20 protein-coding genes, 1 tRNA gene, 1 other RNA gene and 1 pseudogene are annotated in these 23,451 nt (G+C 44.6%); 16 read left to right on the top strand and 7 right to left on the bottom strand.

Annotated features, from left to right (window positions below; genetic code table 11):
* Nucleotides 1-96: 96 nt before the first annotated feature.
* Nucleotides 97-167: transfer RNA gene (locus FOC72_RS11185), tRNA-Cys, on the bottom strand.
* A gap of 307 nt (nucleotides 168-474) precedes the next feature.
* Between FOC72_RS11185 and rpsB the strand changes: the two genes are divergently transcribed.
* The gene (gene rpsB / locus FOC72_RS11190; RefSeq protein ID WP_002894015.1) at nucleotides 475-1,257 is read left to right on the top strand and encodes a 30S ribosomal protein S2; all 783 of its coding nucleotides are present in this window, start codon (nucleotides 475-477) and stop codon (nucleotides 1,255-1,257) included.
* Between the two features lie 72 nt (nucleotides 1,258-1,329).
* Nucleotides 1,330-2,373: a translation elongation factor Ts gene (gene tsf / locus FOC72_RS11195; protein WP_002894014.1), complete on the top strand. Its 1,044-nt coding sequence runs from the start codon at nucleotides 1,330-1,332 to the stop codon at nucleotides 2,371-2,373.
* Nucleotides 2,374-2,472: 99 nt separating this feature from the next.
* Here tsf and FOC72_RS11200 read toward each other — a convergent pair whose 3' ends face one another.
* On the bottom strand, nucleotides 2,473-2,961 hold the full coding sequence (locus FOC72_RS11200; RefSeq protein WP_002894013.1) for a hypothetical protein: 489 nt from the start codon (nucleotides 2,959-2,961) through the stop codon (nucleotides 2,473-2,475).
* 146 nt (nucleotides 2,962-3,107) lie between these two features.
* On the opposite strand from FOC72_RS11200, the gene FOC72_RS11205 reads away from it, so the two are divergent.
* The 9 genes from FOC72_RS11205 to FOC72_RS11245 all read left to right on the top strand — a co-directional run bounded on the left by FOC72_RS11205 (nucleotide 3,108) and on the right by FOC72_RS11245 (nucleotide 11,585).
* A complete protein-coding gene (locus FOC72_RS11205; protein ID WP_002894012.1) occupies nucleotides 3,108-3,572 on the top strand; it encodes a CtsR family transcriptional regulator in 465 nt (154 codons plus the stop codon).
* Nucleotides 3,573-6,002 carry an ATP-dependent Clp protease ATP-binding subunit gene (locus tag FOC72_RS11210; RefSeq protein ID WP_002894011.1) on the top strand — a complete coding sequence of 810 codons (2,430 nt, stop codon included), beginning with the start codon at nucleotides 3,573-3,575 and terminating at the stop codon, nucleotides 6,000-6,002.
* Between the two features lie 125 nt (nucleotides 6,003-6,127).
* Nucleotides 6,128-6,838, top strand: coding sequence for a DUF4272 domain-containing protein (locus tag FOC72_RS11215; protein ID WP_002894009.1), 711 nt, complete (start codon nucleotides 6,128-6,130; stop codon nucleotides 6,836-6,838).
* 42 nt (nucleotides 6,839-6,880) lie between these two features.
* Nucleotides 6,881-7,366: a hypothetical protein gene (locus tag FOC72_RS11220; protein WP_002894008.1), complete on the top strand. Its 486-nt coding sequence runs from the start codon at nucleotides 6,881-6,883 to the stop codon at nucleotides 7,364-7,366.
* On the top strand, nucleotides 7,350-7,751 hold the full coding sequence (locus FOC72_RS11225; protein WP_002894007.1) for a DUF4430 domain-containing protein: 402 nt from the start codon (nucleotides 7,350-7,352) through the stop codon (nucleotides 7,749-7,751). The genes FOC72_RS11220 and FOC72_RS11225 overlap by 17 nt, the downstream gene beginning before the upstream one ends.
* Nucleotides 7,752-7,937: 186 nt before the next feature.
* Nucleotides 7,938-8,996 carry an AAA family ATPase gene (locus tag FOC72_RS11230; protein WP_002894006.1) on the top strand — a complete coding sequence of 353 codons (1,059 nt, stop codon included), beginning with the start codon at nucleotides 7,938-7,940 and terminating at the stop codon, nucleotides 8,994-8,996.
* A 21-nt stretch (nucleotides 8,997-9,017) separates the two neighbouring features.
* Nucleotides 9,018-9,833: a nicotinamide riboside transporter PnuC gene (gene pnuC / locus FOC72_RS11235; protein ID WP_002894005.1), complete on the top strand. Its 816-nt coding sequence runs from the start codon at nucleotides 9,018-9,020 to the stop codon at nucleotides 9,831-9,833.
* Between the two features lie 54 nt (nucleotides 9,834-9,887).
* On the top strand, nucleotides 9,888-10,676 hold the full coding sequence (locus tag FOC72_RS11240; protein ID WP_002894004.1) for an NUDIX domain-containing protein: 789 nt from the start codon (nucleotides 9,888-9,890) through the stop codon (nucleotides 10,674-10,676).
* A gap of 159 nt (nucleotides 10,677-10,835) precedes the next feature.
* Nucleotides 10,836-11,585 carry a DUF6287 domain-containing protein gene (locus FOC72_RS11245; RefSeq protein ID WP_002894003.1) on the top strand — a complete coding sequence of 250 codons (750 nt, stop codon included), beginning with the start codon at nucleotides 10,836-10,838 and terminating at the stop codon, nucleotides 11,583-11,585.
* A 40-nt stretch (nucleotides 11,586-11,625) separates the two neighbouring features.
* On the opposite strand, the gene dusB is transcribed toward FOC72_RS11245, so the two are convergent.
* Nucleotides 11,626-12,603 carry a tRNA dihydrouridine synthase DusB gene (gene dusB, locus FOC72_RS11250; RefSeq protein WP_002894002.1) on the bottom strand — a complete coding sequence of 326 codons (978 nt, stop codon included), beginning with the start codon at nucleotides 12,601-12,603 and terminating at the stop codon, nucleotides 11,626-11,628.
* Nucleotides 12,590-13,462, bottom strand: coding sequence for an Hsp33 family molecular chaperone HslO (gene hslO / locus FOC72_RS11255; protein ID WP_011837605.1), 873 nt, complete (start codon nucleotides 13,460-13,462; stop codon nucleotides 12,590-12,592). Before hslO ends, dusB begins: the two co-directional genes overlap by 14 nt.
* Nucleotides 13,463-13,580: 118 nt before the next feature.
* On the opposite strand from hslO, the pseudogene FOC72_RS11260 reads away from it, so the two are divergent.
* Nucleotides 13,581-14,399, top strand: a pseudogene (locus FOC72_RS11260) (ADP-ribosylglycohydrolase family protein).
* 76 nt (nucleotides 14,400-14,475) lie between these two features.
* Here FOC72_RS11260 and FOC72_RS11265 read toward each other — a convergent pair.
* The 3 genes from FOC72_RS11265 to gshAB form a co-directional block, all read right to left on the bottom strand.
* Nucleotides 14,476-15,732: a toxic anion resistance protein gene (locus FOC72_RS11265; RefSeq protein WP_002893996.1), complete on the bottom strand. Its 1,257-nt coding sequence runs from the start codon at nucleotides 15,730-15,732 to the stop codon at nucleotides 14,476-14,478.
* 24 nt (nucleotides 15,733-15,756) lie between these two features.
* Nucleotides 15,757-16,602, bottom strand: a complete 846-nt coding sequence (locus tag FOC72_RS11270; RefSeq protein WP_002893994.1) for a hypothetical protein — start codon at nucleotides 16,600-16,602, stop codon at nucleotides 15,757-15,759.
* Nucleotides 16,603-16,806: 204 nt separating this feature from the next.
* Nucleotides 16,807-19,059 (bottom strand): bifunctional glutamate--cysteine ligase GshA/glutathione synthetase GshB, encoded by a 2,253-nt coding sequence (gene gshAB / locus FOC72_RS11275; protein ID WP_002893993.1) that lies wholly within the window; start codon nucleotides 19,057-19,059, stop codon nucleotides 16,807-16,809.
* A 297-nt stretch (nucleotides 19,060-19,356) separates the two neighbouring features.
* Here gshAB and FOC72_RS11280 point away from each other — a divergent pair, with 297 nt between their 5' ends.
* From FOC72_RS11280 to FOC72_RS11295, 4 genes are all read left to right on the top strand, one after another.
* The gene (locus FOC72_RS11280; protein ID WP_002893992.1) at nucleotides 19,357-20,649 is read left to right on the top strand and encodes an adenylosuccinate synthase; all 1,293 of its coding nucleotides are present in this window, start codon (nucleotides 19,357-19,359) and stop codon (nucleotides 20,647-20,649) included.
* A gap of 243 nt (nucleotides 20,650-20,892) precedes the next feature.
* A complete protein-coding gene (gene tadA, locus FOC72_RS11285) occupies nucleotides 20,893-21,363 on the top strand; it encodes a tRNA adenosine(34) deaminase TadA (RefSeq protein ID WP_002893991.1) in 471 nt (156 codons plus the stop codon).
* Between the two features lie 12 nt (nucleotides 21,364-21,375).
* Nucleotides 21,376-21,473, top strand: an RNA gene (gene ffs / locus FOC72_RS11290) — signal recognition particle sRNA small type.
* 571 nt (nucleotides 21,474-22,044) lie between these two features.
* Nucleotides 22,045-23,394, top strand: a complete 1,350-nt coding sequence (locus FOC72_RS11295; protein WP_002893989.1) for a glucose-6-phosphate isomerase — start codon at nucleotides 22,045-22,047, stop codon at nucleotides 23,392-23,394.
* Nucleotides 23,395-23,451 lie beyond the last annotated feature (57 nt).

Raw genomic sequence — 23,451 nt, forward strand, 5'->3', positions numbered from 1 at the left:
GATGTTTTTATAATATTATATCAGCAAAATTTGCTAGAAACAATAGGAAATGCAATAAAAAAGCCCTTTGAGGGACTTCTAGAAATATATTTACGAAGGCGGTAGACGGATTTGAACCGACGATCAAGCTTTTGCAGAGCCGTGCCTTACCACTTGGCTATACCGCCGCGACTCTTATTATTCTATCGTAAATACTTGCTTTCGTCAAGAGTCTTTCATAGTCAAAGCAGAAAATATTAGATGTTCCTATTCTGAACAATTTGGAGAATAAATGTTCTGCTGAGAAGTGGGAATAGTGGCTAGCGGAAGAAAATCTGGTAAATGCCTTGTCAAAGAGCTGCGCTTTTGTTATAATAGAGGTTGCCGTGTAAATGGCAAAATACTCATTTTAGATGAATTGTGGGACTGTTGCCCTCGGGTGGTCCTGCGAGCTGAAATCTAAAAGAGGAAAAAAACAAAAAGGAGAATTTACTCATGGCAGTAATTTCAATGAAACAACTTCTTGAGGCTGGTGTTCACTTTGGTCACCAAACTCGTCGCTGGAACCCTAAGATGGCTAAGTACATCTTCACTGAACGTAACGGTATCCACGTAATCGACTTGCAGCAAACTGTAAAGTATGCTGACCAAGCTTACGACTTTATGCGTGATGCTGCTGCTAACGATGCAGTTATCCTCTTCGTTGGTACTAAAAAGCAAGCTGCTGACGCTGTCAAAGAAGAAGCAGAACGTTCAGGTCAATACTTCATCAACCACCGTTGGTTGGGTGGAACTCTTACAAACTGGTCTACTATCCAAAAACGTGTAGCTCGTTTGAAAGAAATCAAACGCATGGAAGAAGACGGAACTTTCGAAGTTCTTCCTAAGAAAGAAGTCGCTCTTCTCAACAAACAACGTGCTCGTCTTGAAAAATTCTTGGGCGGTATCGAAGATATGCCTCGCATCCCAGATGTGATGTACGTAGTTGACCCTCATAAAGAGCAAATCGCTGTTAAGGAAGCTAAGAAATTAGGTATCCCAGTGGTTGCTATGGTTGATACTAACACTGATCCTGATGATATCGATGTTATCATCCCAGCTAACGACGATGCAATCCGTGCGGTTAAATTGATCACTGCGAAAATGGCTGATGCTGTTATCGAAGGCCGTCAAGGTGAAGATAGCGTTGAATCAGTAGAAGCAGAATTGGCTGCAACTGAAACTCAAGCAGATTCTATTGAAGAAATCGTTGAAGTTGTTGAAGGTTCAAACGAATAATCAGTAAACTAACCTAAAGGGGCAGGGCTCAGCCCAGCTCCTTTATTTACATTAAAAAATAGGAGAAGAAAAATGGCAGAAATTACAGCTAAGCTTGTCAAAGAATTGCGTGAAAAATCTGGTGCTGGTGTCATGGACGCTAAGAAAGCACTTGTTGAAACTGATGGCGACATCGAAAAAGCGATTGAATTGCTTCGCGAAAAAGGGATGGCAAAAGCAGCTAAGAAAGCTGACCGTGTTGCCGCTGAAGGTCTGACAGGCGTTTACGTAAACGGTAATGTTGCCGCTGTTGTTGAAGTGAATGCTGAAACTGACTTCGTTGCGAAAAATGCTCAATTTGTTGATTTGGTAAATGCAACTGCGAAAGTAATCGCTGAAGGTAAACCAGCTAACAACGAAGAAGCTCTTGCTTTGACAATGCCTTCAGGTGAAACTCTTGAAGCTGCATACGTATCTGCAACTGCAACTATCGGAGAAAAAATCTCTTTCCGTCGCTTTGCTTTGATTGAAAAGACAGATGCTCAACACTTTGGTGCTTACCAACACAACGGTGGCCGTATCGGAGTTATCTCCGTTATCGAAGGTGGAGACGATGCTCTTGCTAAGCAAATCTCTATGCACATTGCTGCGATGAAACCAACAGTTCTTTCTTACAAAGAATTGGATGAGCAATTTGTTAAAGATGAATTGGCACAATTGAACCATGTCATCGATCAAGACAACGAAAGCCGTGCAATGGTTGGTAAACCAGCTCTTCCACACTTGAAATACGGTTCTAAAGCTCAATTGACTGATGCAGTTGTTGCTCAAGCTGAAGAAGACATCAAGGCTGAGTTGGCTGCTGAAGGCAAACCAGAAAAGATCTGGGACAAGATTATCCCAGGTAAAATGGACCGCTTCATGCTTGACAATACTAAAGTTGACCAAGCTTACACACTTCTTGCACAAGTATACATCATGGATGACAGCAAGACAGTTGAAGCTTACCTTGAATCAGTAAATGCTTCAGTAGTTGAGTTCGCTCGCTTTGAAGTTGGTGAAGGTATCGAAAAAGCTGCTAACGACTTTGAAAACGAAGTAGCTGCAACAATGGCTGCTGCTCTTGGTCAAAACTAATCGTTTTTAGCTTAGAAATAGAACGATAAAAAGGTCTGAGATTTTTTCTCAGACCTTTTTATAGGTTTTTAAACATCAAGTTTAGAATGGTGAGCAGCATCACTTAGCTGCTTTTTCTCTTTCTTCCTTATGTGCAATCAAGCCGTTGGTAAAAATCAAGACTGCCAAGAGGAAGAGAAGCACTGTCGTTTGGGGGTAAGTCAAGCTAAACTGATAGACTTTAGTAATAAACAAAAGGGGCAGAGTAACCACCATCATGATCAGAAAGCTATACCATTTGACTCGGTTACTGACTAGCTCCTGTTCGAAGAGCAGGGGAGCATAAAGACAGACGATGAGAGCTCCGATAGGAATATCGACATAGTCAGCAGAAAAGATGGTGAAAATACTCAGAGCTGCAAAAAGCCATTTGAGTACATGACGAGAATAGTTGAGCCAATCCATTTTCATTGGATTATCCTCCTTGTTTAGATGATCGTTGGCAGGCAGGAGTTTCTGTCTGTCTTTTCCTTGTGGATTTCCACCTATATTATAACGCTTTAAAAGCAAAAAGCAAGCGGTTACACAAGTCTGACAAAGCTTTTTCACTAGTTTGAATTGTCAGACCTTTCAGTCATCCCTTTTTCTTTCAAAATAGAGACTTTTCCGGTATAATATTAGTCAAAGATAGTCAATGTTAGAGAAGCAAGGAAAAAAGAGATTTATTCTGAAATTCTCAACTGGAAAGGGAAGTCATGAGTGCAAAAAATACATCGGACAGTATTGAAGCATATATCAAATCTATTCTGGCTCAGGCGGGAATGGTTGAACTGAAACGCAGTGAACTGGCTGATGTTTTTCAGGTGGTTCCCAGTCAGATTAACTATGTGATTAAGACGCGTTTTACGGAAAGTCGGGGCTATATCGTCGAGAGTAAGCGTGGTGGCGGCGGCTATATTCGAATTGGAAAGATTGAATTTTCCGACCGGCATCAGATGCTTTGCGGCCTGTACGACAGTGTGGGAGAGCGTGTCAGCCAGCAGGTTTTCACAGATGTTATTCAGCTTCTTTTTGACGAGAAGATTATGACTGAACGTGAGGGCAATCTAATCTTGTCAACAGCGTCGGACTCGATTTTGGGTGATGGGGCTGCGGTGATTCGTGCCCGGATATTAAAAAAGATTTTACAACAACTAGACAGAAAAGGAATGGAATCATAAATGAAATACTCAAAAGCCTTAATAGAAAGCTTGGAAGCAGCCCAGCTCTTGGCCGGCCATTTTACGACAGATTATCTGGAATCATGGCATCTGTTGATTGCTCTGGCTAATAATCCCTACAGCGTTGCTGGTTCAGTTCTCAATGAGTTTCCTGTGGAAGTGGATGGATTTGAAGAAGCAGCTTTTCAGATTACTGGTCAGGCTTATCAGAAAGACGGTCACTTCGAGCTGCTGCCTTTTTCTTATCGCTTAGAGGAGCTGTTTGAGGAAGCGGGCCAGATTTCAGAAGCTGTTCGCGCTAAGCATGTAGGTACTGAGCATGTGCTGCTGGCCATGCTATTTGACCGAGGGACCTTGGCTTCTCGTATCCTGGAATTTACTGGCTTTAGCTACGAGGACAAGGAGCAGGGACTGAAAATTAGTGATTTGCGAAAGGTCTTGGAGCAGCGAGCTGGCTGGGGCAAGGAAGATATCAAGGCTATCCGCAGTCTGAATAAGGGAGTAATGGCAGCCAAGCAGACCATGGCTAATATGATGGGGATGCCGGCTTCTACCAGCGGGGGGCTGGAAGATTACACCCGTGATCTGACGGAGCTGGCTAGAGATGGCCGATTGGAGCCCGTCATTGGCCGTGATCAGGAAATTTCACGAATAGTTCAGATTCTCAGTCGCAAGACTAAAAACAATCCAGTGCTGGTTGGAGATGCTGGGGTTGGTAAGACAGCTCTGGCCTTAGGACTGGCTCAGCGTGTAGCGGCTGGTCAGGTTCCCGCTGAACTTGCCAAGATGCGGGTTTTGGAGCTGGACTTGATGAATGTAGTTGCTGGCACTCGCTTTCGCGGAGACTTCGAGGAGCGGATGAACAATATCATCAATGACATTGAAGAAGATGGTCATGTTATTCTTTTCATCGATGAACTTCATACCATCATGGGCTCTGGCAGCGGTATTGACTCGACCTTGGATGCGGCCAATATCCTGAAACCGGCTCTAGCTCGCGGAACATTGCGGACAGTTGGTGCTACGACGCAGGAAGAGTATCAGAAACATATTGAAAAAGATGCTGCCCTTTCTCGGCGTTTTGCCAAGGTCAGCATAGAAGAGCCTAATGTGGCCGACAGCATTGCTATTTTACAAGGCTTGAGAAAGAGCTATGAGGACCATCACAAGGTGCAGATTAGTGATCAGGCTATTGAGACGGCGGTGAAATATGCCCATCGCTATCTGACTAGCAAGCACCTGCCGGACTCTGCCATTGATCTTTTGGACGAGGCCAGTGCGACAGTGCAGAATAGAGGGCCACAGAATTACGAGCAGTCGGATTTGACGCCAGTGGATCAAGCCTTGATGGCAGCGGATTTTAAAAAGGTTTCCCAACTGCTTGAGCAAGAGCAGCAACCCAAGCTCTATAAACTGAAAGTGGAAGAAGACGATGTCTTGGCAACACTTAGTAGCTTGTCTGGTATTCCTGTGCAGAAGCTGACTCAGACAGATGCGAAGAAATACCTCAATTTGGAAACAGAATTGCATAAACGCGTGATTGGGCAGGACGAGGCGATTTCAGCTATCAGCCGAGCTATCCGACGGAACCAGTCTGGTATCCGCAGCAGCAAGCGTCCGATTGGCTCCTTTATGTTCCTAGGTCCGACAGGAGTCGGAAAAACAGAGCTAGCCAAGGCCTTGGCCGAAAGTCTCTTTGATGACGAATCTGCCCTCATCCGCTTTGATATGAGTGAGTACATGGAGAAATTCGCGGCTAGCCGTCTCAACGGAGCGCCTCCAGGTTATGTAGGCTATGAAGAAGGAGGGGAGCTGACGGAAAAGGTGCGCAACCGACCTTATTCTGTCCTACTCTTTGACGAGGTGGAAAAGGCGCATCCAGATATTTTCAATGTCCTCCTCCAGGTCTTGGATGATGGTCAGCTGACGGACAGCAAGGGTCGCAAGGTGGACTTCTCCAACACGATTATTATCATGACCAGCAATCTGGGGGCAACCAGTTTGCGGGATGATAAGACGGTGGGCTTTGGAGCGCGCGATATTCGCTTGGACCATGCCAATATGGAAAAACGGATGCTGGAAGAGCTTAAGAAAGCATATCGACCAGAGTTTATCAACCGTATTGACGAGAAAGTAGTCTTCCACAGCTTATCTGCAGAAGATATGCAGGAAGTGGTCAAGGTTATGGTCAAACCGCTCATTGCCAGTCTTGCTGAGAAGGGAATTGAGCTGAAGTTCCAGGCTAGTGCCCTTAAGCTACTGGCTCAGGAAGGCTACGATGTGGAAATGGGAGCACGGCCATTGCGCCGCACTCTGCAGACTCAAGTAGAGGACAAGCTGTCTGAGCTACTCTTGACAGGAGATTTGACAACAGGTCAAACTCTTAAGGTCGGGGTCAAAGCTGGCCAACTCAAGTTCGAAGTGGCCTAGAAAGCGCAGTCTTTCAATGGAAAGTTGAGTGCTCGCGGTTAATCCCTGATAGCAATCATACCTATAGATACCGAACAGTTATTTCATCATTCAATGAAATTGGAATTGAAGGATTGGAGGCTGATATGTCGTTTTTTAAAGACTTGTTTGCCGGCAAGAAAGCCAGAGTAAAAACACCAGAAGAGCGCAAGGCGGCTAGTATCCAGCGGTTGAAAAAGGAAGGTATTCCTTACATTGAGCATTTGCCGGTCATCGAAAGTGCTGAGCAGGTGCGGCCGCGCTCGCTAGAAGAAATTGCGCGTCGAGCTATTAGCAGCCTCTTGATTATTCAGGCGGCCTTGGATATCGAAAATAATAATTATAATGAGGAGAGCCGCCAGTGGCTGCAGGATAAACTGCAGCAATACGGGGTGCAGGAAGAGTTGACGCCCAAAGAAAGGGCAGTCTTGGAAGATCGTGCCGACCCGGCAGCTATCATCAATATGGTTTGGAAATACGAGGCCTATTGGTCCTTGATTTGGTACTTGGGTCTAGTAGATGCTTTGCCGTTTCCAGATAAGATTTGTGATTGTGATGCTGCTATTGACGCAGTCGCTAGTGCGGTTGACTTTCAGGAATTTCTGAGAAAATGCCAACCGCGCAGCTTAGAAGAGTTACTGGATGAGGATGATTTGATTTATCGTTATCATTGGGCCTGTGTTGATGCTCGGATTCATGACCAGCCAGCATCGGCAGGCCTTGATGAAAGTGTTGTTCTGGAGAGGCGGTCTGGTCTTGACTGGCTGCTGGGGCTGAATACGGCCCAGGACTGGGATGCTGTTGAGCTGCATACCTAGTCCAACTTCTATTGATTCACTCAATTAGAAAAGGAGGTACCTTTGTCTGCTCGTAAAATGGCTAAAATTGCCATCCTATCGGCTCTATGTGTGGCCTTTCGCTATGCATTTTCCTTTCTGCCAAATGTGCAGCCTATCTCAGCTATCTTTTTCCTGATAGTCATCTTTGAGGATTTGCCGACTTCACTCCTGGTCATGGCTGTGACGATGTTTACATCAGCCTTTCTTTTGGGGATGAGTCCAATCGTCCTCTTTCAGTTGCTGTCCTTTGGACTGATTCTTTGCCTTTGGCGACTGCTCTATCCTCGGTTAAATCTAGTGGGACAGGGAATAGTAGCAGCTCTCCTATCCTTTGGCTATGGCATTGCCATCGATACACTGACAGCCTTGCTTTACAACTATCACTGGTGGTCTTATGCGATTATTAACGCTTTGACCTTCAATATAGCGCACGGACTGTCGACCTTGTTTTTTTACCCACTCTTGTACCCTATTTTAAGGAGGATCTATAATGAAAAAAATCTTTAGTTTGCTCACACTTGCTTTTGCCCTTCTCCTTGTAGGTTGTGGCAGCAGCCAGACAAATACTGACAAGGGCTCTAGTTCCGCTGATTCTTCTGTCAAAAAGGAACTGAAAATCAGCATCAGTATTGCACCAGATGGTCAGGAGAAGAGCGAGAAAACGGTGGCTGTTGAAGAAGGAAAGACAGCTATGGATGCTTTGAAGAAGGCCTATAAGGTCGAAGAAAAAGATGGTTTTATCACTTCTATTGACGGCCATGCTCAGGATGAAGCAAAGGGCCTCTACTGGATGTTTAAGGTCAACGGAGAAATGGCTCCTAAGGCAGCCAATCAAATCACTGTCAAGGATGGAGACAAGCTGGAATTCTACCAAGAAGTCTATCAGCAATAAATCTTTTATAGAAAGAATCTGATGCTTAAGACATTAGGTTCTTTTTTTGCGCTTAATACAGTTTTAAAGTGTCTTAAAAGTATTTTTATAAAATTTTATAAAAAACTATTGACAAAATAAAAATATAGTTTATAATAAAAACATATAAAGAACAAAAATATAAAAAACAATAAAAAGGATAGGCCTATGAAAGAAAAAATTGCAATCGTATTTGGAACATTTGCTCCCTTGCATCAGGGGCATATCGATTTGATACAGAAGGCTAAGCGTTCTTACGACAAGGTGCGCGTGGTGGTTTCAGGTTATGAGGGAGACCGTGGGCAGGAAGTGGGTCTATCTCTGCAGAAACGATTCCGCTATACGCGGGAGACTTTCGCAGATGATGAATTGACCCAGGTTTACAAACTGGATGAAACTTCTTTTCCTCGCTATCCTCTGGGTTGGGACAAGTGGCTGCCGGCTTTATTGGAGTTGGTGGGCTATGATTCAGAACGGGAGGAACTGATTTTCTTTGTTGGAGAAGCTGACTATCAGGAGGAGTTAGAAAAGCGTGACTTCAAAACATCCTTGCAGGAGCGACAGTTTGGGATTTCAGCAACGATGATTCGGGAAAATCCTAGTCGTTATTGGAAATATATCGCCCAACCTTTCCGCCGTCACTTTACTAAGAAAGTGCTGATTATGGGTAGCGCCAGCAATGGTAAAACGACCTTGGCCAAGGACTTAGCTCGCTACTATGATGCTCCAGTCAGCCTGGAATATGCTCGAGAATACCAGATTCAAAATAATGTGAGAGACGATGAGCTGACCCCTAAAGACTACTATTATCTGCTCTTGGGACAATATGCTCAGACTTCCCGTTTGATTGACAGCAGCTCCAACCGTGGTCTGGTCGTGGCTGATACAAATTCACTGGTAACCAAGGCTTACTATGATTACTATCTGAAAGAAAGTCCGGTTCAGGATGAAGAGACAGATACTTTTGACAATCTCTTTGCCAGCATTTTGTCCAAGGAAAAATGGGATTTGATTCTCTTTGCTGAGCCGGTTGGGGCCTATGTTAACGATGGCTTTCGCGATATGAGCATGGCAGACGAGGCTATCCGCAGTGATTTTTCAAGCCATCTAAAAAGACTGAAAGAGCAGTGCTTGGCTCATATTCCGACGGTCTATCTGGCTGGCAGTTATTTGGACAATTATCAGGCGGCCAAAGAAGCGATTGACATGATTTATCAAGCGGATTAAAAAAGAAAGTGGTAAAATAGAATGGTAGTAAAAAATCAAAAACTCTCTCCTGCGGCTCTCTACGCAGGACTGAAACAAAAATCTCAAACTTTTGCTCGGAATTTCCGCAATGTCTGTGCCGCAGCTAAAAAGCAGGGTATTAAGGGGATTGCAAAATTGCTCTGGCAGGATTTATGTAGCGGACGCAGCTTGGCTCAATGGCTCTACTTGATTACACTTTCCAGTTTGCCTTTCATTCTGGAGTTCACCAGTGGCCAGAAGCAACATGATTGGCTGGGACTCTTTGCTTCTTGGACAGGCATCGTTTGCGTTATTCTAGTGGCCGAGGGGCGGGCCAGCAATTACCTCTTTGGAGCGGTTAATTCGGCAATTTATCTCCTATTGTCCTTTCAGGCTAGCTTCTATGGAGAAGTGCTGACTACGGTCTACTTCTTTATTATGCAGCCAATCGGCCTTTATACTTGGCTGTCCAACCGGGTTAATGAACAAGATAAGGAAGAGCCATCTCATTTTGAAGCTAAGAAGTTAGACTGGCGTGGCTGGCTTAAATATTTGGCCTTGACGGCCTTGATTTGGATTGGCATGGGCTTTGCTTATAAGAGCATTCACAGTCACCGGCCTTTCCGTGATAGCGTGACAGATGCGACCAATGGTATCGGTCAGCTTCTCATGACTGGTCTCTACCGCGAACAGTGGATCTTCTGGATTGCGACCAATCTCTTCAGTATTTATCTCTGGTGGGGTAGCAACCTTCATATCCAGGCCATGTACTGGGTCTATACCCTCAATAGTATCGTTGGATGGTATCAGTGGACCAAGGCGGTGAAGAAAGCTTAGACTAAGATTTGAGATTTTTTGATAGAAAAAATAGCTTAGGAAAGGAAGAAACTCATGACCAAACAGGATATCCCAGCGGGAATGTCGGAAAAAGAGTACTACGAAACCATGGCGGATGAGTCCGCCTTTTTGGCATGGTACAAGACACAGGATTTACCCAAGTACGAGACGCCCAGCGTAACAGCAGATATGGTGGCCTACTGCTTCGTAGAAGGTCAGATAAAACTCTTGGTCATCAAGCGCAAGGCTCACCCTTATCAAAATAAATATGCTTTGGTCGGAGGTTTTGTAGACAAGCATGAGGATGCCTATCAGGCCTGCATTCGGGAAGTCAAGGAAGAGGTGGGGCTGGAGATACCGCTGGAAAAGGTGGAACAGCTGATGACGGTATCTACTCCAGGGCGTGATCCACGCGGATGGGTCATCACCATTGCCCATCTAGTCTATCTGCCGGCCATAGCAGTAGATCAAGTACAAGCTGGGGATGATGCCAAGGAAGTCACCTTTCTTGATGTAGACTTTAAGACAAGGAGTTTTAGAGACGGTGAGCGGCTCCTGACAGCAGAGGACTTTGCCTTTGACCACTACCAAATCCTGCTGGAATCTATCAAGCGGATTCAGGGGCGACTGGACTGGAATCCAACTTTTCTCCATTTGCTAGAATCACTGTTTACTGTCTATGAAGGGACTGAGTTGGTCAATCTCATCACGCCTAGACGACCTATTGTCAGCAATAATTTTCTAGTGAAATTTGGAGAATACCTAGAGGAGGCTGGTGTTAAGCGCGTGCCAAAGAAGAAGCCGAGAAAAGTGTATCGGCTGAAGGCAGAAAAACCAGATTAAAAGAAAGCCGATCATATATTTCTCTGCAGGACAAATTTGTCCTGTTTTTTCGTTTTTAATTACGAATAGATAAGTAGAAGCAAGTTTCTCATGACAAAAGAAACAGATTGAGAAACAGAACTTCGCTTGAGTAAAAAATTTTTTAAGAATTTTGCATAAATGATTGACATAGTAAAATTACAGTGTTACAATTGTGTTACAAAAAGATTTCTTAATATTACAAGGAGACAAAAGATGAAAACACGTACTTATACAAAAATGATGGCAGCTGCAGTTCTGGCTTCTAGTTTGCTTTTAGGGGCATGTGGTAAGAAAGAAGAAAGTGCAACAAGTGCTAGTTCTAGCAAGACTGTTCAAGCTTCTTCTAGCTCAAAAGTTGCGTCATCCAGCAAGGCCAGCGCTTCTCCTAAGGTTAGCAATAGCGCTTCTTCAGAAGGAGCAGTTAGCCAGCCTGGACAAGCCCAAGCTCCTGCCAGTCAGCAACAGTCTACTGTCGAAGCTCCTCAAGCCCAACAACCGCAGCCACAGCAAGCCTCAGGTCGACAAAACACTCAGAATCAAGCAGCTCAACCAGCCCAAGCGCCCGAAAGCAATCGCCAGCTTCAGAATAAACAGGCAGCCAGCAATGCTCGCTATAAAGGTGTCTTGACTATGGTGGATGGGGATTTCTCAGCCGCTGCTGGAACTTGGAAGGATGCCAATGGAAATACTGTGACTGTATCAGGTAATGGTCAATTCACTGTCCAGTCTGCAGATGGAAAGACAGATAATTATTCCATTGCTTCCTACTCTTATACACTGGATGATGGCAAATACAATGCGCAGTTAAGCGGGCAAGGCAATGCCAATCTGCAGATTACAACAGGAGCAGACGGCTCAGTAACAAGCGTTGTAGTGACTCAACCCTAAACAGAACAAAAAAGGAAGTCCAATTGGCTTCCTTTTGTTTTTATTTTTGAATTTGTAAGAGTTCTTCAATTTCAGCCAGACTTTCAGCTTGTGAAATAGCACCGCGGAGCTTGGCTGCTCCGGCAGTACCGCGCAGATAGTGCGGAGCTAGGCCCCGGAATTCGCGGATAGCTACATATTCTCCTTTGAGATTTACCAAGCGGGAGAGGTGGTCATGGGCGACTTTCATCTTATCTTCAAAGCTGAGGTCTGGAAGGATTTCGCCAGTTTCAAAGTAGTGGTTGATTTGATTAAAGAGGTAGGGATTTCCCATAGCAGCTCGGCCCACCATAACGGCATCGGCACCGACTTCCTCGATACGCTGTTTAGCATCATGCACACTGCGGATATCACCGTTAGCGATGAAAGGAATCTTGGTCAGAGCATGGGCTACGTCGTGCAAGGTCTCAAGGTCAGCATGACCAGTATACATTTGCTCACGGGTGCGGCCGTGCATAGCTAAGGCTGAGACTCCAGCGGCTTCGGCTGCTAGAGCATTTTCTACAGCTAGTGAGCTGTCAGACCAACCCGTCCGCATCTTGACTGTCAGAGGAATATCCAGAACGGACTGGACCTTGTTGATGATTTTATAGATTTTCTCAGGATCCTTGAGCCATTTAGCCCCAGCTTCGTTTTTGACAATTTTATTGACCGGGCAGCCCATATTGATATCGACGATATCCGTCTTGGTGTTTTCTTGGATAAATTCCGCTGCGCGCGCCAAACTGTCCTCGTCGCTACCGAAAAGCTGGATAGAAACGGGATTTTCTCCCTCATCAATATGGAGCATATGGAGGGTTTTCTCGTTGTTATACTGGATGCCCTTGTCAGAGACCATTTCCATCACGACCAGGCCTGCTCCCAGCTCTTTGGCAATGGTTCGGAAAGCAGAGTTGGTTACGCCGGCCATAGGCGCCAGAACTGTGCGGTTGGGAATTTCAACATTCCCAATCATAAAAGGGGTATTAAGATTTGTCACGAATCAGTTCCTCCAGGTCATTTTGGTCAAAGTGATAGGCAGTTTGGCAGAATTGGCAGACGATTTCAGCTCCTTGGTCTTGGTCACGCATCTCTTCTAAGTCAGCCTTTGGCAGGGTAGCCAAGGCATTCATGAAGCGCTCTTTGTTACAGTCGCACTGGAAGCGGATTTCCTCTTCAGACAGGCGTTTGTATGGCTCATTACCATAGATGGCAGCCAGCAGAGCTTCGATATGGTCATCAGATTCCAGCAGTCTTGAGATAGCAGGCATTTCTTGGATTCGCTTCTCAAAGCGGGCAATTTCAGCTTCTTTGGCACCAGGCAGAACTTGTACTAAGAAACCGCCAGCGACCTTGACTTTATCATTCTCATCCAAGAGGACATTGAGGCCAACTGCGGAAGGTGTTTGCTGGCTTTCGGTTAGGTAGAAAGCTAGGTCTTCGCCGATTTCTCCAGAGATGAGAGGAGTCATGGAGTTGTAAGGATTGCCAGTACCGTAGTCCGTGATGACGAGGAATTCTCCTTGGCCTACAAAAGGACCAACCAGAACTTCGCCGGTGGCAGTCTTTTTGATATCTACACCGGGATTCTGTACATAACCTTTGACATTGCCCTCGGTATCTGCTACTGTGATAATCGCGCCTAATGAGCTGGTTCCGAGGACCTTGACGGTAATCTTGGTCTGGCCTTTTTCATTTGCAGCCAAGATCTGGCTGGCAATCAGTGTGCGGCCAAGTGCAACAGTAGAACTTGCTTGAGTTTGATGTTTTTCTTGAGCGGTCCGAACCGTCTCTGTGCTATCCAGCACATAAGCGCGGAATGAACCATTTTCTGAGATAGTTTTGATAATTTTGTCCATACCTTTTATTTTAACATAAAATAGAAAAACAAGCGCGAGGCTGCGCTTGTTTTTTGGGGTTAGGAAGCATTTTAAGAGCAAAAATAGTATAATAAAATAAAAAGCAGAGGAGGCTAGTATGAACCAATCTTTGAAAGCGGCAGTCTATGGTCTGGCAGTAGCTGATGCATTAGGAGTTCCGTATGAATTTTTAACCCGAGGCAGTTTTAAAGCGATTGAGATGGTGGGCTATGGCAGCCATCAGCAACCTGCTGGCACTTGGTCAGATGATACCAGCCTTGTTTTGGCGACCTGTGATTCTATCAGGGAAAAAGGTAAGATTGATCCTGTTGATATGCAGCAGCGGTTTAAAAATTGGCTCTTCAAGAGAGCCTACACGCCAGATGGTTTGACCTTCGATGTAGGAAATGCGACTCGCGAAGCCTTGACAAGTGGACACGGTCTGTCTGATGAATATTCCAACGGGAATGGTTCTTTGATGCGGATTCTGCCCCTAGCCTTTACGGCAGCTGGTCCGTCTGATATTGAGGCTGTTTCCAGTATTACACATGCCCATGCGACTTCCGTGGAGGCCTGCCTGCTTTATGTGGCTATTGCTCGTAGGCTCTTAAAAGGCCAGCAACTACCGGAAATACTATTAGGCTTAGAGACTAGTACGACCTACGCTCGTTTGTAAACTTTAGCAGATCTGACCGAAGATGACATTCGCTCTACTGGCTATGTGGTGGATACCTTGGAAGCAGCACTGTGGTGTCTGCTGACTAGCACTTCTTATCCGGAAACTGTCCTGAAAGCTGTTAATTTGGGCGATGACACTGATACAGTAGCAGCAGTTGCTGGCGGCTTGGCTGGTATCATCTATGGTTTGGAAGGAATTCCTGACAACTGGCTAGCCCAGCTGCGTAATAAAGAACTGTTGGAAAGCTGCTTGTTTTAAAGGGATAATCGGAAGACAGGACTGTATTGATCATTTAAAAAGTAAAACATTAAAAGAGCCATCTAGGCTCTTTTGCTTATTCTGTAGTTAATTCTTTCTGGGCTTCCTTGCCTTGGTCCAACAGGGCTTGGATAATCTTTTGATCACGCAGTTTGACAGAGTTGTTGATGGTCTCTGCAGATTGGATAACAGTGGCTTCTAGCAGAGCGCGTTTTTCTCGTCCTTTATCAATGGCTTCGATAATGCCTTGATTTTGTGCGACGAGGCTTTCTGCCAGCTTAGTGACAGACTCAACAGCGATAGTAGGGCTTTGGGAAATCCGTTCCAGCTGAGGAATGACTTCCTTGCTCGTTTCGGCGAGCATTTGCAGGGCAGCGTTATTCGCATTAGAGATAGCGTCAGCTACCTGACCAGACTTCATCGATTGCTGGAGAATACCTAACTGGGCGATAGACAGTTTCATAGTTGGAATGGTATTGCGACGGAGCATTCCAAGTTTTTGGCGCATATCAGAGGAAACCTTGACCAGATTACGCATTTGAGGAGTCGTCGCCCAAGCTACATAGAGACGGCTGACATATTCAGTGTGTTGCTGCTCTAAGGTATTGACCACCTCTGTCATTCGGGCTAATTCTTGCGATTTGACTTGATAGTCAACAGTTGTCATATCTAGCTGAGCGACTTCAGCCTGCAGTTTGAGCGCTCGATTGCCAGATTCTTGCTGAGCAGCTTCGATAAAGGAAATAACTCCAACTAGATTTTCAATCGATTTGGTATTGTCCTCAATCAGCATTTCAGCAGAAACAATATTGCGAGCCAGAACGTCTTCTTGCTTGACGACGGTTGCAGCCATGCCGTCCATTTTCTGCTCAATATTTTGTGAGTCAAAATAGAATTCTTGAAGAGTGTTTTTGCTCTGTTTGAAGAGTTTTTCCAGAAAATTAGGCTTTTTGTCCAGTTCCGCTACTTGAGCATCCTTGTATTTTGCGACAAAGCCATTGAGTTCTTTGTTGGTGTTTTTTAAGAGCTCATCTACCTGGGGAATTTGTAATTTTTTCTGCTCGGCTAAGATACGATTGACAGTACCGTTGACCTCTTCTACAGCAGATTGGCCAAAGTCCAGCAAGGCATTTTGGTCCGATACGAAATTATCCACCAGCTGTGGAGCTTTAGCCGTAATCGCACTCTGTTGCTCAGGAGTCAGTTTTTCCAGAAAAGTTAGCTGGCCATTTCCTTGAGTCGTAGTGGCTTCGATGATTTCCGTTGTTTTGTCACTTTTACTGATAGCATTGTTGGCGATTTTATCAATGTCAAAATTAAATTCTTGGCTCATAGTTTCTCCTTTGGTTTATCTAGTTTAAAAGCCAGTGTCTGTTTGCTTTTCTTTGTCTAAGATACGCAGGCTAATGTCAAAGTCCCTCAAATCAGCTTCATTTAGCTGGCGTAAGGCTTCGTCTAGGTCCAAGTCAAACTGCTCGATAGCTGCTTTGGCCTTGGCTAGCCGCTCCTCTGCATTGTAAAAATCTTTGGGAGAAGCTTTGATTTTGAGGTAGCCTTCTAAAATATCTTCGTAGTGCTCCATCTGGGACTGATGAATGGCAGTCAGCTCTTCCTTATTGTTGCTTTCGGATTGAGAGATTTTTTGAAGAATGGCCTCATGGTCAATCTGAATATTGCGAACCGTAGCGACCAATTCTGGGGCTAGCTCTTCTAGACTAGTTTTCTTAGGCTGCGCTTCTTTTCGTTTTTTCTCTCGTTCAATCTTTTTCAGTTGTTCATCGATTTCATCGGTGACAGTACGAATTTTGGTCTGGATTCGCTGGTAGACAGAAGTAGGAATTTCTCCTCGTAGGTCGTTAGCAGCATTTTTGATATAGGTTAGCTGGGGAAGAATTTCTAGAGCTAAATTCTGATAGCTTTCTTGGTCCCCATCTTCTTGGTAGCCTTCCAATTCTTTAATGCGGCGGTCAGCATGACCAATCTCTGATTTCAAATCTTCAATACGGCCAATGCTGGCTTGCTTTGCTTCAATCCGAACTTTTTTCTGGCTTTGGTGGCGATAGATTCCGTAACCAATAGCCCCCAGAATAGCTATGGGAATTAGATAGCTGGCTACAGCTCCAGAACCAAATACAAATACCAGTATCCAAATCCAGCTAAACCATTCTGGTTGCTGGTTGGAATCATCATTTCTCCTCGACATGGACGTTTCTCTTTCTTATCAATGTGATATCTCTATTTTAACATAAAAGCTGGTTTTTGAAGGATAAAGATTGAAAAGTTTCTATGATAAGCTTGGTTTTTCTGGTGCGATTTTATTTTATCGTGAAAGTAAGCTCGGCTTAAAGATTAGGAATCCTAACCTGCAAACAAAAATCGCAGGGAATGCCCTGCGATTCTTATGTTATCAGTCCATTTCTGGGAAAAGTTTGGCCAATATTTTAGGGGTGATGCTCTGTCCCGGTCCCTCAGCACAATAGGTGTGCATATACATAGAGGGGTTGAAGTTGAGCTCGATGCAGGTACAGTTGGGATTTTCCTCTGTGGAAATGGCAGAGCTGTCAGGGATGATAAGGTCAACGCCACAAGCCCAAGCTCCCATAGCTTTTGCCATGTCAGCAGCAAGTTCCTTATAAGATGGGTGCATGCTGTCTGTGACGTCAATCGAGTCTCCACCAGTAGAAATGTTGGAATTGCGCCGCAAGTCAACCTTGACTCCAGCAGGCAGGATATCATCTGGTCCATAGCCTTGCTGGTCCAGCATGAGCAGTTCAATGTCGCCCAGTTCAATGATTTCAAGCGGTGAACGATGATCTCGGCCCCGCAGCGGATTGTCATTTTTGATGGCAATCAATTCTCTCACAGTATGCTGACCGTCTCCGACGACATTGGCTGCTACTCGCAAGAGGACAGCTTGGCACTGACCGTCTAAGACAAAGAAACGGTACTCCGTTCCAGCGATGAATTCCTCCACTAATACAGCAGCGTCTTCTGAAAAAGCAATCTCTAAAGCCTTGCCATAAGCTTCCAAGCTAGCTGGTTCTTGGAAGATGGAGATGCCCAGTCCGAAGTTGGTTGACTTGGGTTTGACGACAATTTGTCGGTCCTTAATCAAAGGGTAATAGGCCAGTCCATCCTCTAGGGAAGAAAATTCTGCTCCAGCCGGAACAGGAAAGTCAGCTGCAGCCAAAATCTTTTTGGTGACGGTTTTATTGGCCATAGCCAGAGGGATGACATAGTTATCCTTGGAGGTCATATTGCCGTTCTTGACATATTCCACATGGTGGCCATACCAAAGCTTGAGAAATTGGTCATTTTCATCTAAGATTTCGACATTCAGCCCCTTTTGAATCGCATCAAAGAGCAGCATCTGGGTGGACAGTTCCATATTTTCGTATCCTTTGAGGGCATAAGGAGCAGTCCAAGCGTAGCGGTGATATTTCTCTGCTTTTTCTAGTCCAAAGGGCATTAAGGAATCCTGATGAATATGAGGCAGGAGCTGACCAGATAGGGTTAGCTGAGGATTCAGAAGTGCCTCCTTAAGCTGCTCAAACAAGCTTTGGTAGTATGTCGGCAGTTCAAAATGCTGGATGAGGTCTTCCATGGCTTGGAGCAGGGCTGAGCTACCTGCCTCATCTGGAAGGGCAGTCAGCGGGTGGCTACATGCGATTTTTTGGTTCAAGTCGTGGGCGGCTTTTAATGCCGTATCCACATTTTCTACATCATCCAGCCAGAGTAGGCTCAGTAAAAAGAGATGGACAGTATCTAAGGTCTCTTGGCTAATGCCTAAATGGTCAAAAGGATTGAGGTCAAAGCAACGAAACTCCAGGTAAGTAATTCCATGCTCCAGATAGGCGCGATTGTGCTTCTGTCCACGGAAGCGAACGGCTGAGTAAAATTCTTTTTCAGCGCTGAGCTCGCCTGACTGAACATAGTTTTCAATATCAGTTACATATTGCTCCAAAGAAGCGTAGGACACCTGAATATTCTCGTCATTGACATAGCCATAGTCGCTGTTACGAAAAGAGCGGATAGGCTGGGGAATGTCCTGACTGTAGAAGCCAGCTTCTGCCAAAGGGGCTGCCCCGTAGAGATAGGTTAAAATCCAGCGGAAACGCAGAAAGTTTCGCGCTAGCTTGAGATAGAGGTCATTTTTAAAGTCCTTGAGTGAATGGTGGGAGCTGGCTTGAAAGAGAGCAGTGACCAGATCTTTTCCTAGCTCCATGTTGTAGTGGATGCCAGAGATGGCCTGTAGTTTTTTGCTATATTTTTTCGCTAAACCCTCTCGATAGTGGCGTTCGTATTCGTTTTCCAGACGGGCGATGACAATCTCTTCTTCAGTCAGCTGTGGTGGCATGGACAGAGGCCAGAGACGTTCACTCTGGTCAATCGAGCGACCTGCTACATCGCTGATAGCTCCCAGTAAGCGTCGTGCTTCCTTAGTCGAGTGAGCAATAGGTGTAATTAGTTCTAGTTGTTGCTCGCTGAAGTCTGTTTGGATGGTCGGGTGGAAATTGCGGGAACCAAGCTGACTCGGATGAGCAGTTTGAGCTAAGTGCCCGTCAGCTGTCACCCGCAGATTTTCCCTCTCCAGACCAAAGGTCGCTTGGAGAATAGGGCTTGATGTATCCAGTTTCTGCAGTAATTGATTAATCGTCATCGTTTCACCGTCCTATGATAGTAATTTTAGTCTATTACAAACGGAAAAAGAAAACAAATTTTCGCTACGATTTTACAATAATTCCGAACTTTTATTTTTAATAAACTAACAACTTTCAGAAAAAACAGATTTTTTGAAAATTTAATTCGTTTTCAAAAGGAGAAAAGCAAATCAAGAATGGATCCCACCTTGAAAAATTGTTAAATTTTTCATATAATGAGGTATAAAACATAATCGCAGGTGAGATTCCTGCCTGCTTTTCAAGAAAGGAAGAGCTGCTTCAGCTCAGACAAAATTATGACATCAGTAGTTGTTGTAGGAACCCAGTGGGGGGATGAAGGAAAAGGGAAGATTACAGACTTCCTTTCAGCCAATGCCGAAGTGATTGCCCGCTATCAGGGTGGTGACAATGCCGGACACACTATCGTGATTGACGGCAAGAAGTACAAGCTGCACCTGATTCCGTCAGGGATTTTCTTCCCAGAAAAAATCTCTGTCATTGGAAATGGAATGGTGGTCAATCCCAAATCTCTGGTCAAAGAATTGAACTACCTGCATGAAGAGGGTGTGACGACGGATAACCTTCGCATCTCTGATCGAGCGCATGTCATCCTGCCTTACCATATCGAGCTGGATCGTCTGCAGGAAGAAGCAAAAGGTGACAATAAAATCGGAACAACAATCAAGGGAATCGGCCCTGCCTATATGGACAAGGCTGCTCGTGTCGGTATCCGCATTGCTGACCTTTTGGATAAAGATATTTTCAGAGAGCGCTTGGAGCGGAATCTAGCTGAGAAGAACCGCCTCTTTGAGAAATTGTACGATAGTACAGCAATCAGCTTTGATGATATTTTTGAAGAATACTATGAATATGGACAGCAAATAAAGCAGTATGTGACCGATACTTCTGTTATCCTCAACGATGCGCTGGATCAGGGCAAGCGAGTGCTCTTTGAAGGGGCTCAAGGGGTTATGCTGGATATTGACCAAGGTACTTATCCATTTGTAACTTCATCTAATCCGGTTGCGGGGGGAGTCACCATCGGTTCTGGAGTTGGTCCGAGCAAGATTGACAAGGTAGTTGGTGTCTGCAAGGCCTACACCAGTCGGGTCGGAGATGGACCATTCCCAACAGAGCTTTTCGATGAAGTTGGTGACCGCATTCGTGATATCGGCCACGAATATGGCACCACCACCGGTCGTCCGCGTCGGGTAGGCTGGTTTGACTCTGTTGTCATGCGCCATAGCCGCCGTGTATCAGGGATTACCAATCTTTCGCTTAACTCCATCGATGTTTTGAGCGGTCTGGATACAGTGAAAATCTGTGTAGCCTATGACTTGGATGGGCAGCGAATTGACCATTACCCAGCTAGTCTGGAACAGCTCAAGCGTTGCAAGCCGATTTACGAAGAGCTGCCAGGCTGGTCAGAGGACATCACCAGTGTCCGCAGTCTGGAAGAATTGCCAGAAAACGCCCGCAACTATGTTCGCCGAGTGAGTGAGTTGGTTGGTGTTCGTATTTCTACCTTCTCAGTCGGTCCTGGCCGCGAGCAGACCAATATCTTGGAAAGCGTCTGGTCTAATTTATAAAAAAGTCAGCACAAGGAAATTGCTTCTTGTGCTTTTTTGCAAGAAAATTTCATCTTAAGATTCATTTAAGATATATATTTTATACTAACGACATAAACAAAGACCTCCTAACTTTGTTTAAAAATCCTAAACTTTTTTCATAATAATCTCCTGAAAGTCACCCTAGTGGTGGCTTTCTTTTTTCTAAGACGACTGATTAGCTTATGATATAATGGAATAGAGAACGAAAGTTTAAGAAAGAATATGATGAACTATACGATTGAAGAAAAAGAAGATTTTATGCGGGAAGCTTTGAAGGAAGCGGAGATTGCTCTGGCTCATGATGAAATTCCCATCGGCTGTGTCTTGGTCAAAGAAGGTAAGATTATCGGACGCGGTCACAATGCACGTGAGGAGCTGCAGCGGGCTGTTATGCATGCGGAAATTATGGCTATTGAAGAGGCGAATCGGCATGAAAATAGCTGGCGCTTGCTGGATACAACGCTTTTTGTGACCATTGAGCCCTGTGTCATGTGTAGCGGAGCGATCGGTCTAGCGCGCATTCCTCACGTTGTCTATGGAGCAGCAAATCAAAAGTTTGGAGCAGCTGGCAGCCTTTATGATATTTTGACAGATGAGCGACTTAACCACCGTGTAGAAGTGGAGACAGGTGTCCTCCAAGAAGACTGTGCTCAAATCATGCAAGATTTTTTTAGAAATCGTCGCCAAAAGTAAAAAAATGTGATATACTATTCATGGAGCAACAGTTTTGCGTGAAGCGGGTCAGGGGAGGAATCCAGCAGCCCTAAGCGATGTAAGCTGTGTGCTCTTTTTCTATGCCTCTTAACGAATCAACTCTGAAGGAGGAAGATGAGTTTAGAGGCATTGACGCAGTTTGAGCAAAGCGAGAACTACGTTCCGAAGTATAATGAATCAAGCCTGAAAGGCGCAGATGAATCTTAGAGCAATGGATGCAGTTTTTCCTATAAGGGAAAAATCTGTAAACCTTATAAAGATTCTTAACGAATCAACTCCGAAGAAGTTAGATGGGTATAGGTACATTGACGCAGTTTGAGCGAAGCGAGAACTAGGTTCCGAAATTAAATGAATCAAGCCTGAAAGGCGCAGATGGATATTGGAGCAGTAAATCAAGTTCGAACGGACCTGAAATGAATTCAGCTGACATCCAATCTTAAATAGAATATTGGGCTCTTTGTCAATCAAAAATATTCTTCTCAATATATGGCTAAAATTTGTTGACTTACGCAAACGATTGCTTTCAGTTATGTCCTAGGATTAGCTTATTTAGAAAAATAGTATAGAATAAAAAATGTAAACGTTTTAAAATAGTAAAAGCACTTGCTTATTTTTTCCTAAAGCGTTATCATAAAAGAAAAGAACAATTGGAGGATAAACATGACACATATTAAATTTGACTACTCAAAGGTATTAGATAAATTTGTAGCACCACATGAACTAGATTATATGCAGCCTCAAGTGACTGCAGCAGATTCTGCTCTGCGAAATGGTACAGGTCCTGGGGCAGAAATGACTGGCTGGTTGAACTTGCCTGAAGAATATGACAAAGATGAATTTGCTCGTATTCAAAAGGCTGCTGCTAAAATCCAATCTGATAGTGAGGTATTGATCGTAATCGGTATTGGTGGTTCCTATTTAGGAGCTCGTGCAGCTATTGATTTCTTGAATAATTCATTTGCAAACTTGCAAAGCAAAGAAGAACGCAAGGCACCTCAGATCCTCTATGCTGGAAACTCTATCTCTTCAAGCTATTTGGCTGATTTGGTAGACTATGTATCAGACAAAGATTTCTCTGTCAATGTTATTTCTAAGTCAGGAACAACAACAGAGCCTGCTATTGCTTTCCGTGTCTTCAAGGAACTCTTGGTTAAGAAGTATGGTCAGGAAGAAGCAAATAAACGGATTTATGCAACTACAGACCGCGCTAAAGGTGCAGTTAAGGTTGAAGCAGATGCTAATGGCTGGGATACTTTTGTAGTGCCTGATAGTGTAGGTGGTCGTTTTACAGTATTGACAGCAGTGGGACTCTTGCCAATCGCAGCTGCAGGGGCTGATATCAGCAAGTTGATGGAAGGAGCAAATGCTGCTCGCAAGGCTTATGCTTCTGATAAGTTGGCTGAAAATGAAGCATATCAATATGCAGTTGTACGCAATATCTTGTACCGTAAAGGTTATCTGACAGAAGTTCTAGCTAACTACGAACCATCTTTGCAATACTTCTCAGAATGGTGGAAGCAATTGGCTGGTGAGTCAGAAGGTAAAGACCAAAAAGGTATCTACCCAACTTCAGCCAACTTCTCAACAGACCTGCACTCTTTGGGGCAATTTATTCAAGAAGGAACTCGTATCCTCTTTGAAACAGTTATTCGTGTAGATAAGCCTCGCAAAAATGTGTTGATTCCTGAATTAGCAGAAGACTTGGATGGCCTTGGCTATCTGCAAGGAAAAGATGTTGACTTTGTCAATAAGAAAGCAACAGATGGAGTGCTGTTAGCTCACACAGACGGCGGAGTGCCAAATATGTTTGTGACCCTGCCTGAGCAAGATGAGTTCACTTTGGGCTATACTATTTACTTCTTTGAGTTAGCTATTGCTCTTTCTGGCTACCTGAATGGTATCAATCCATTTGACCAGCCAGGAGTTGAGGCTTATAAGAAAAACATGTTTGCTCTTCTTGGGAAACCAGGCTTTGAAGAGCTGGGTGCTGAGTTGAATGCACGCCTTTGATTCTCATATGCTCTGAGTTCATTTAGAATATAAAAAGATCCACAAGTTCATTTCTTG

The organism is Streptococcus sanguinis (assembly GCF_013343115.1).
GTDB classification, from domain to species: Bacteria; Bacillota; Bacilli; order Lactobacillales; family Streptococcaceae; genus Streptococcus; species Streptococcus sanguinis_H.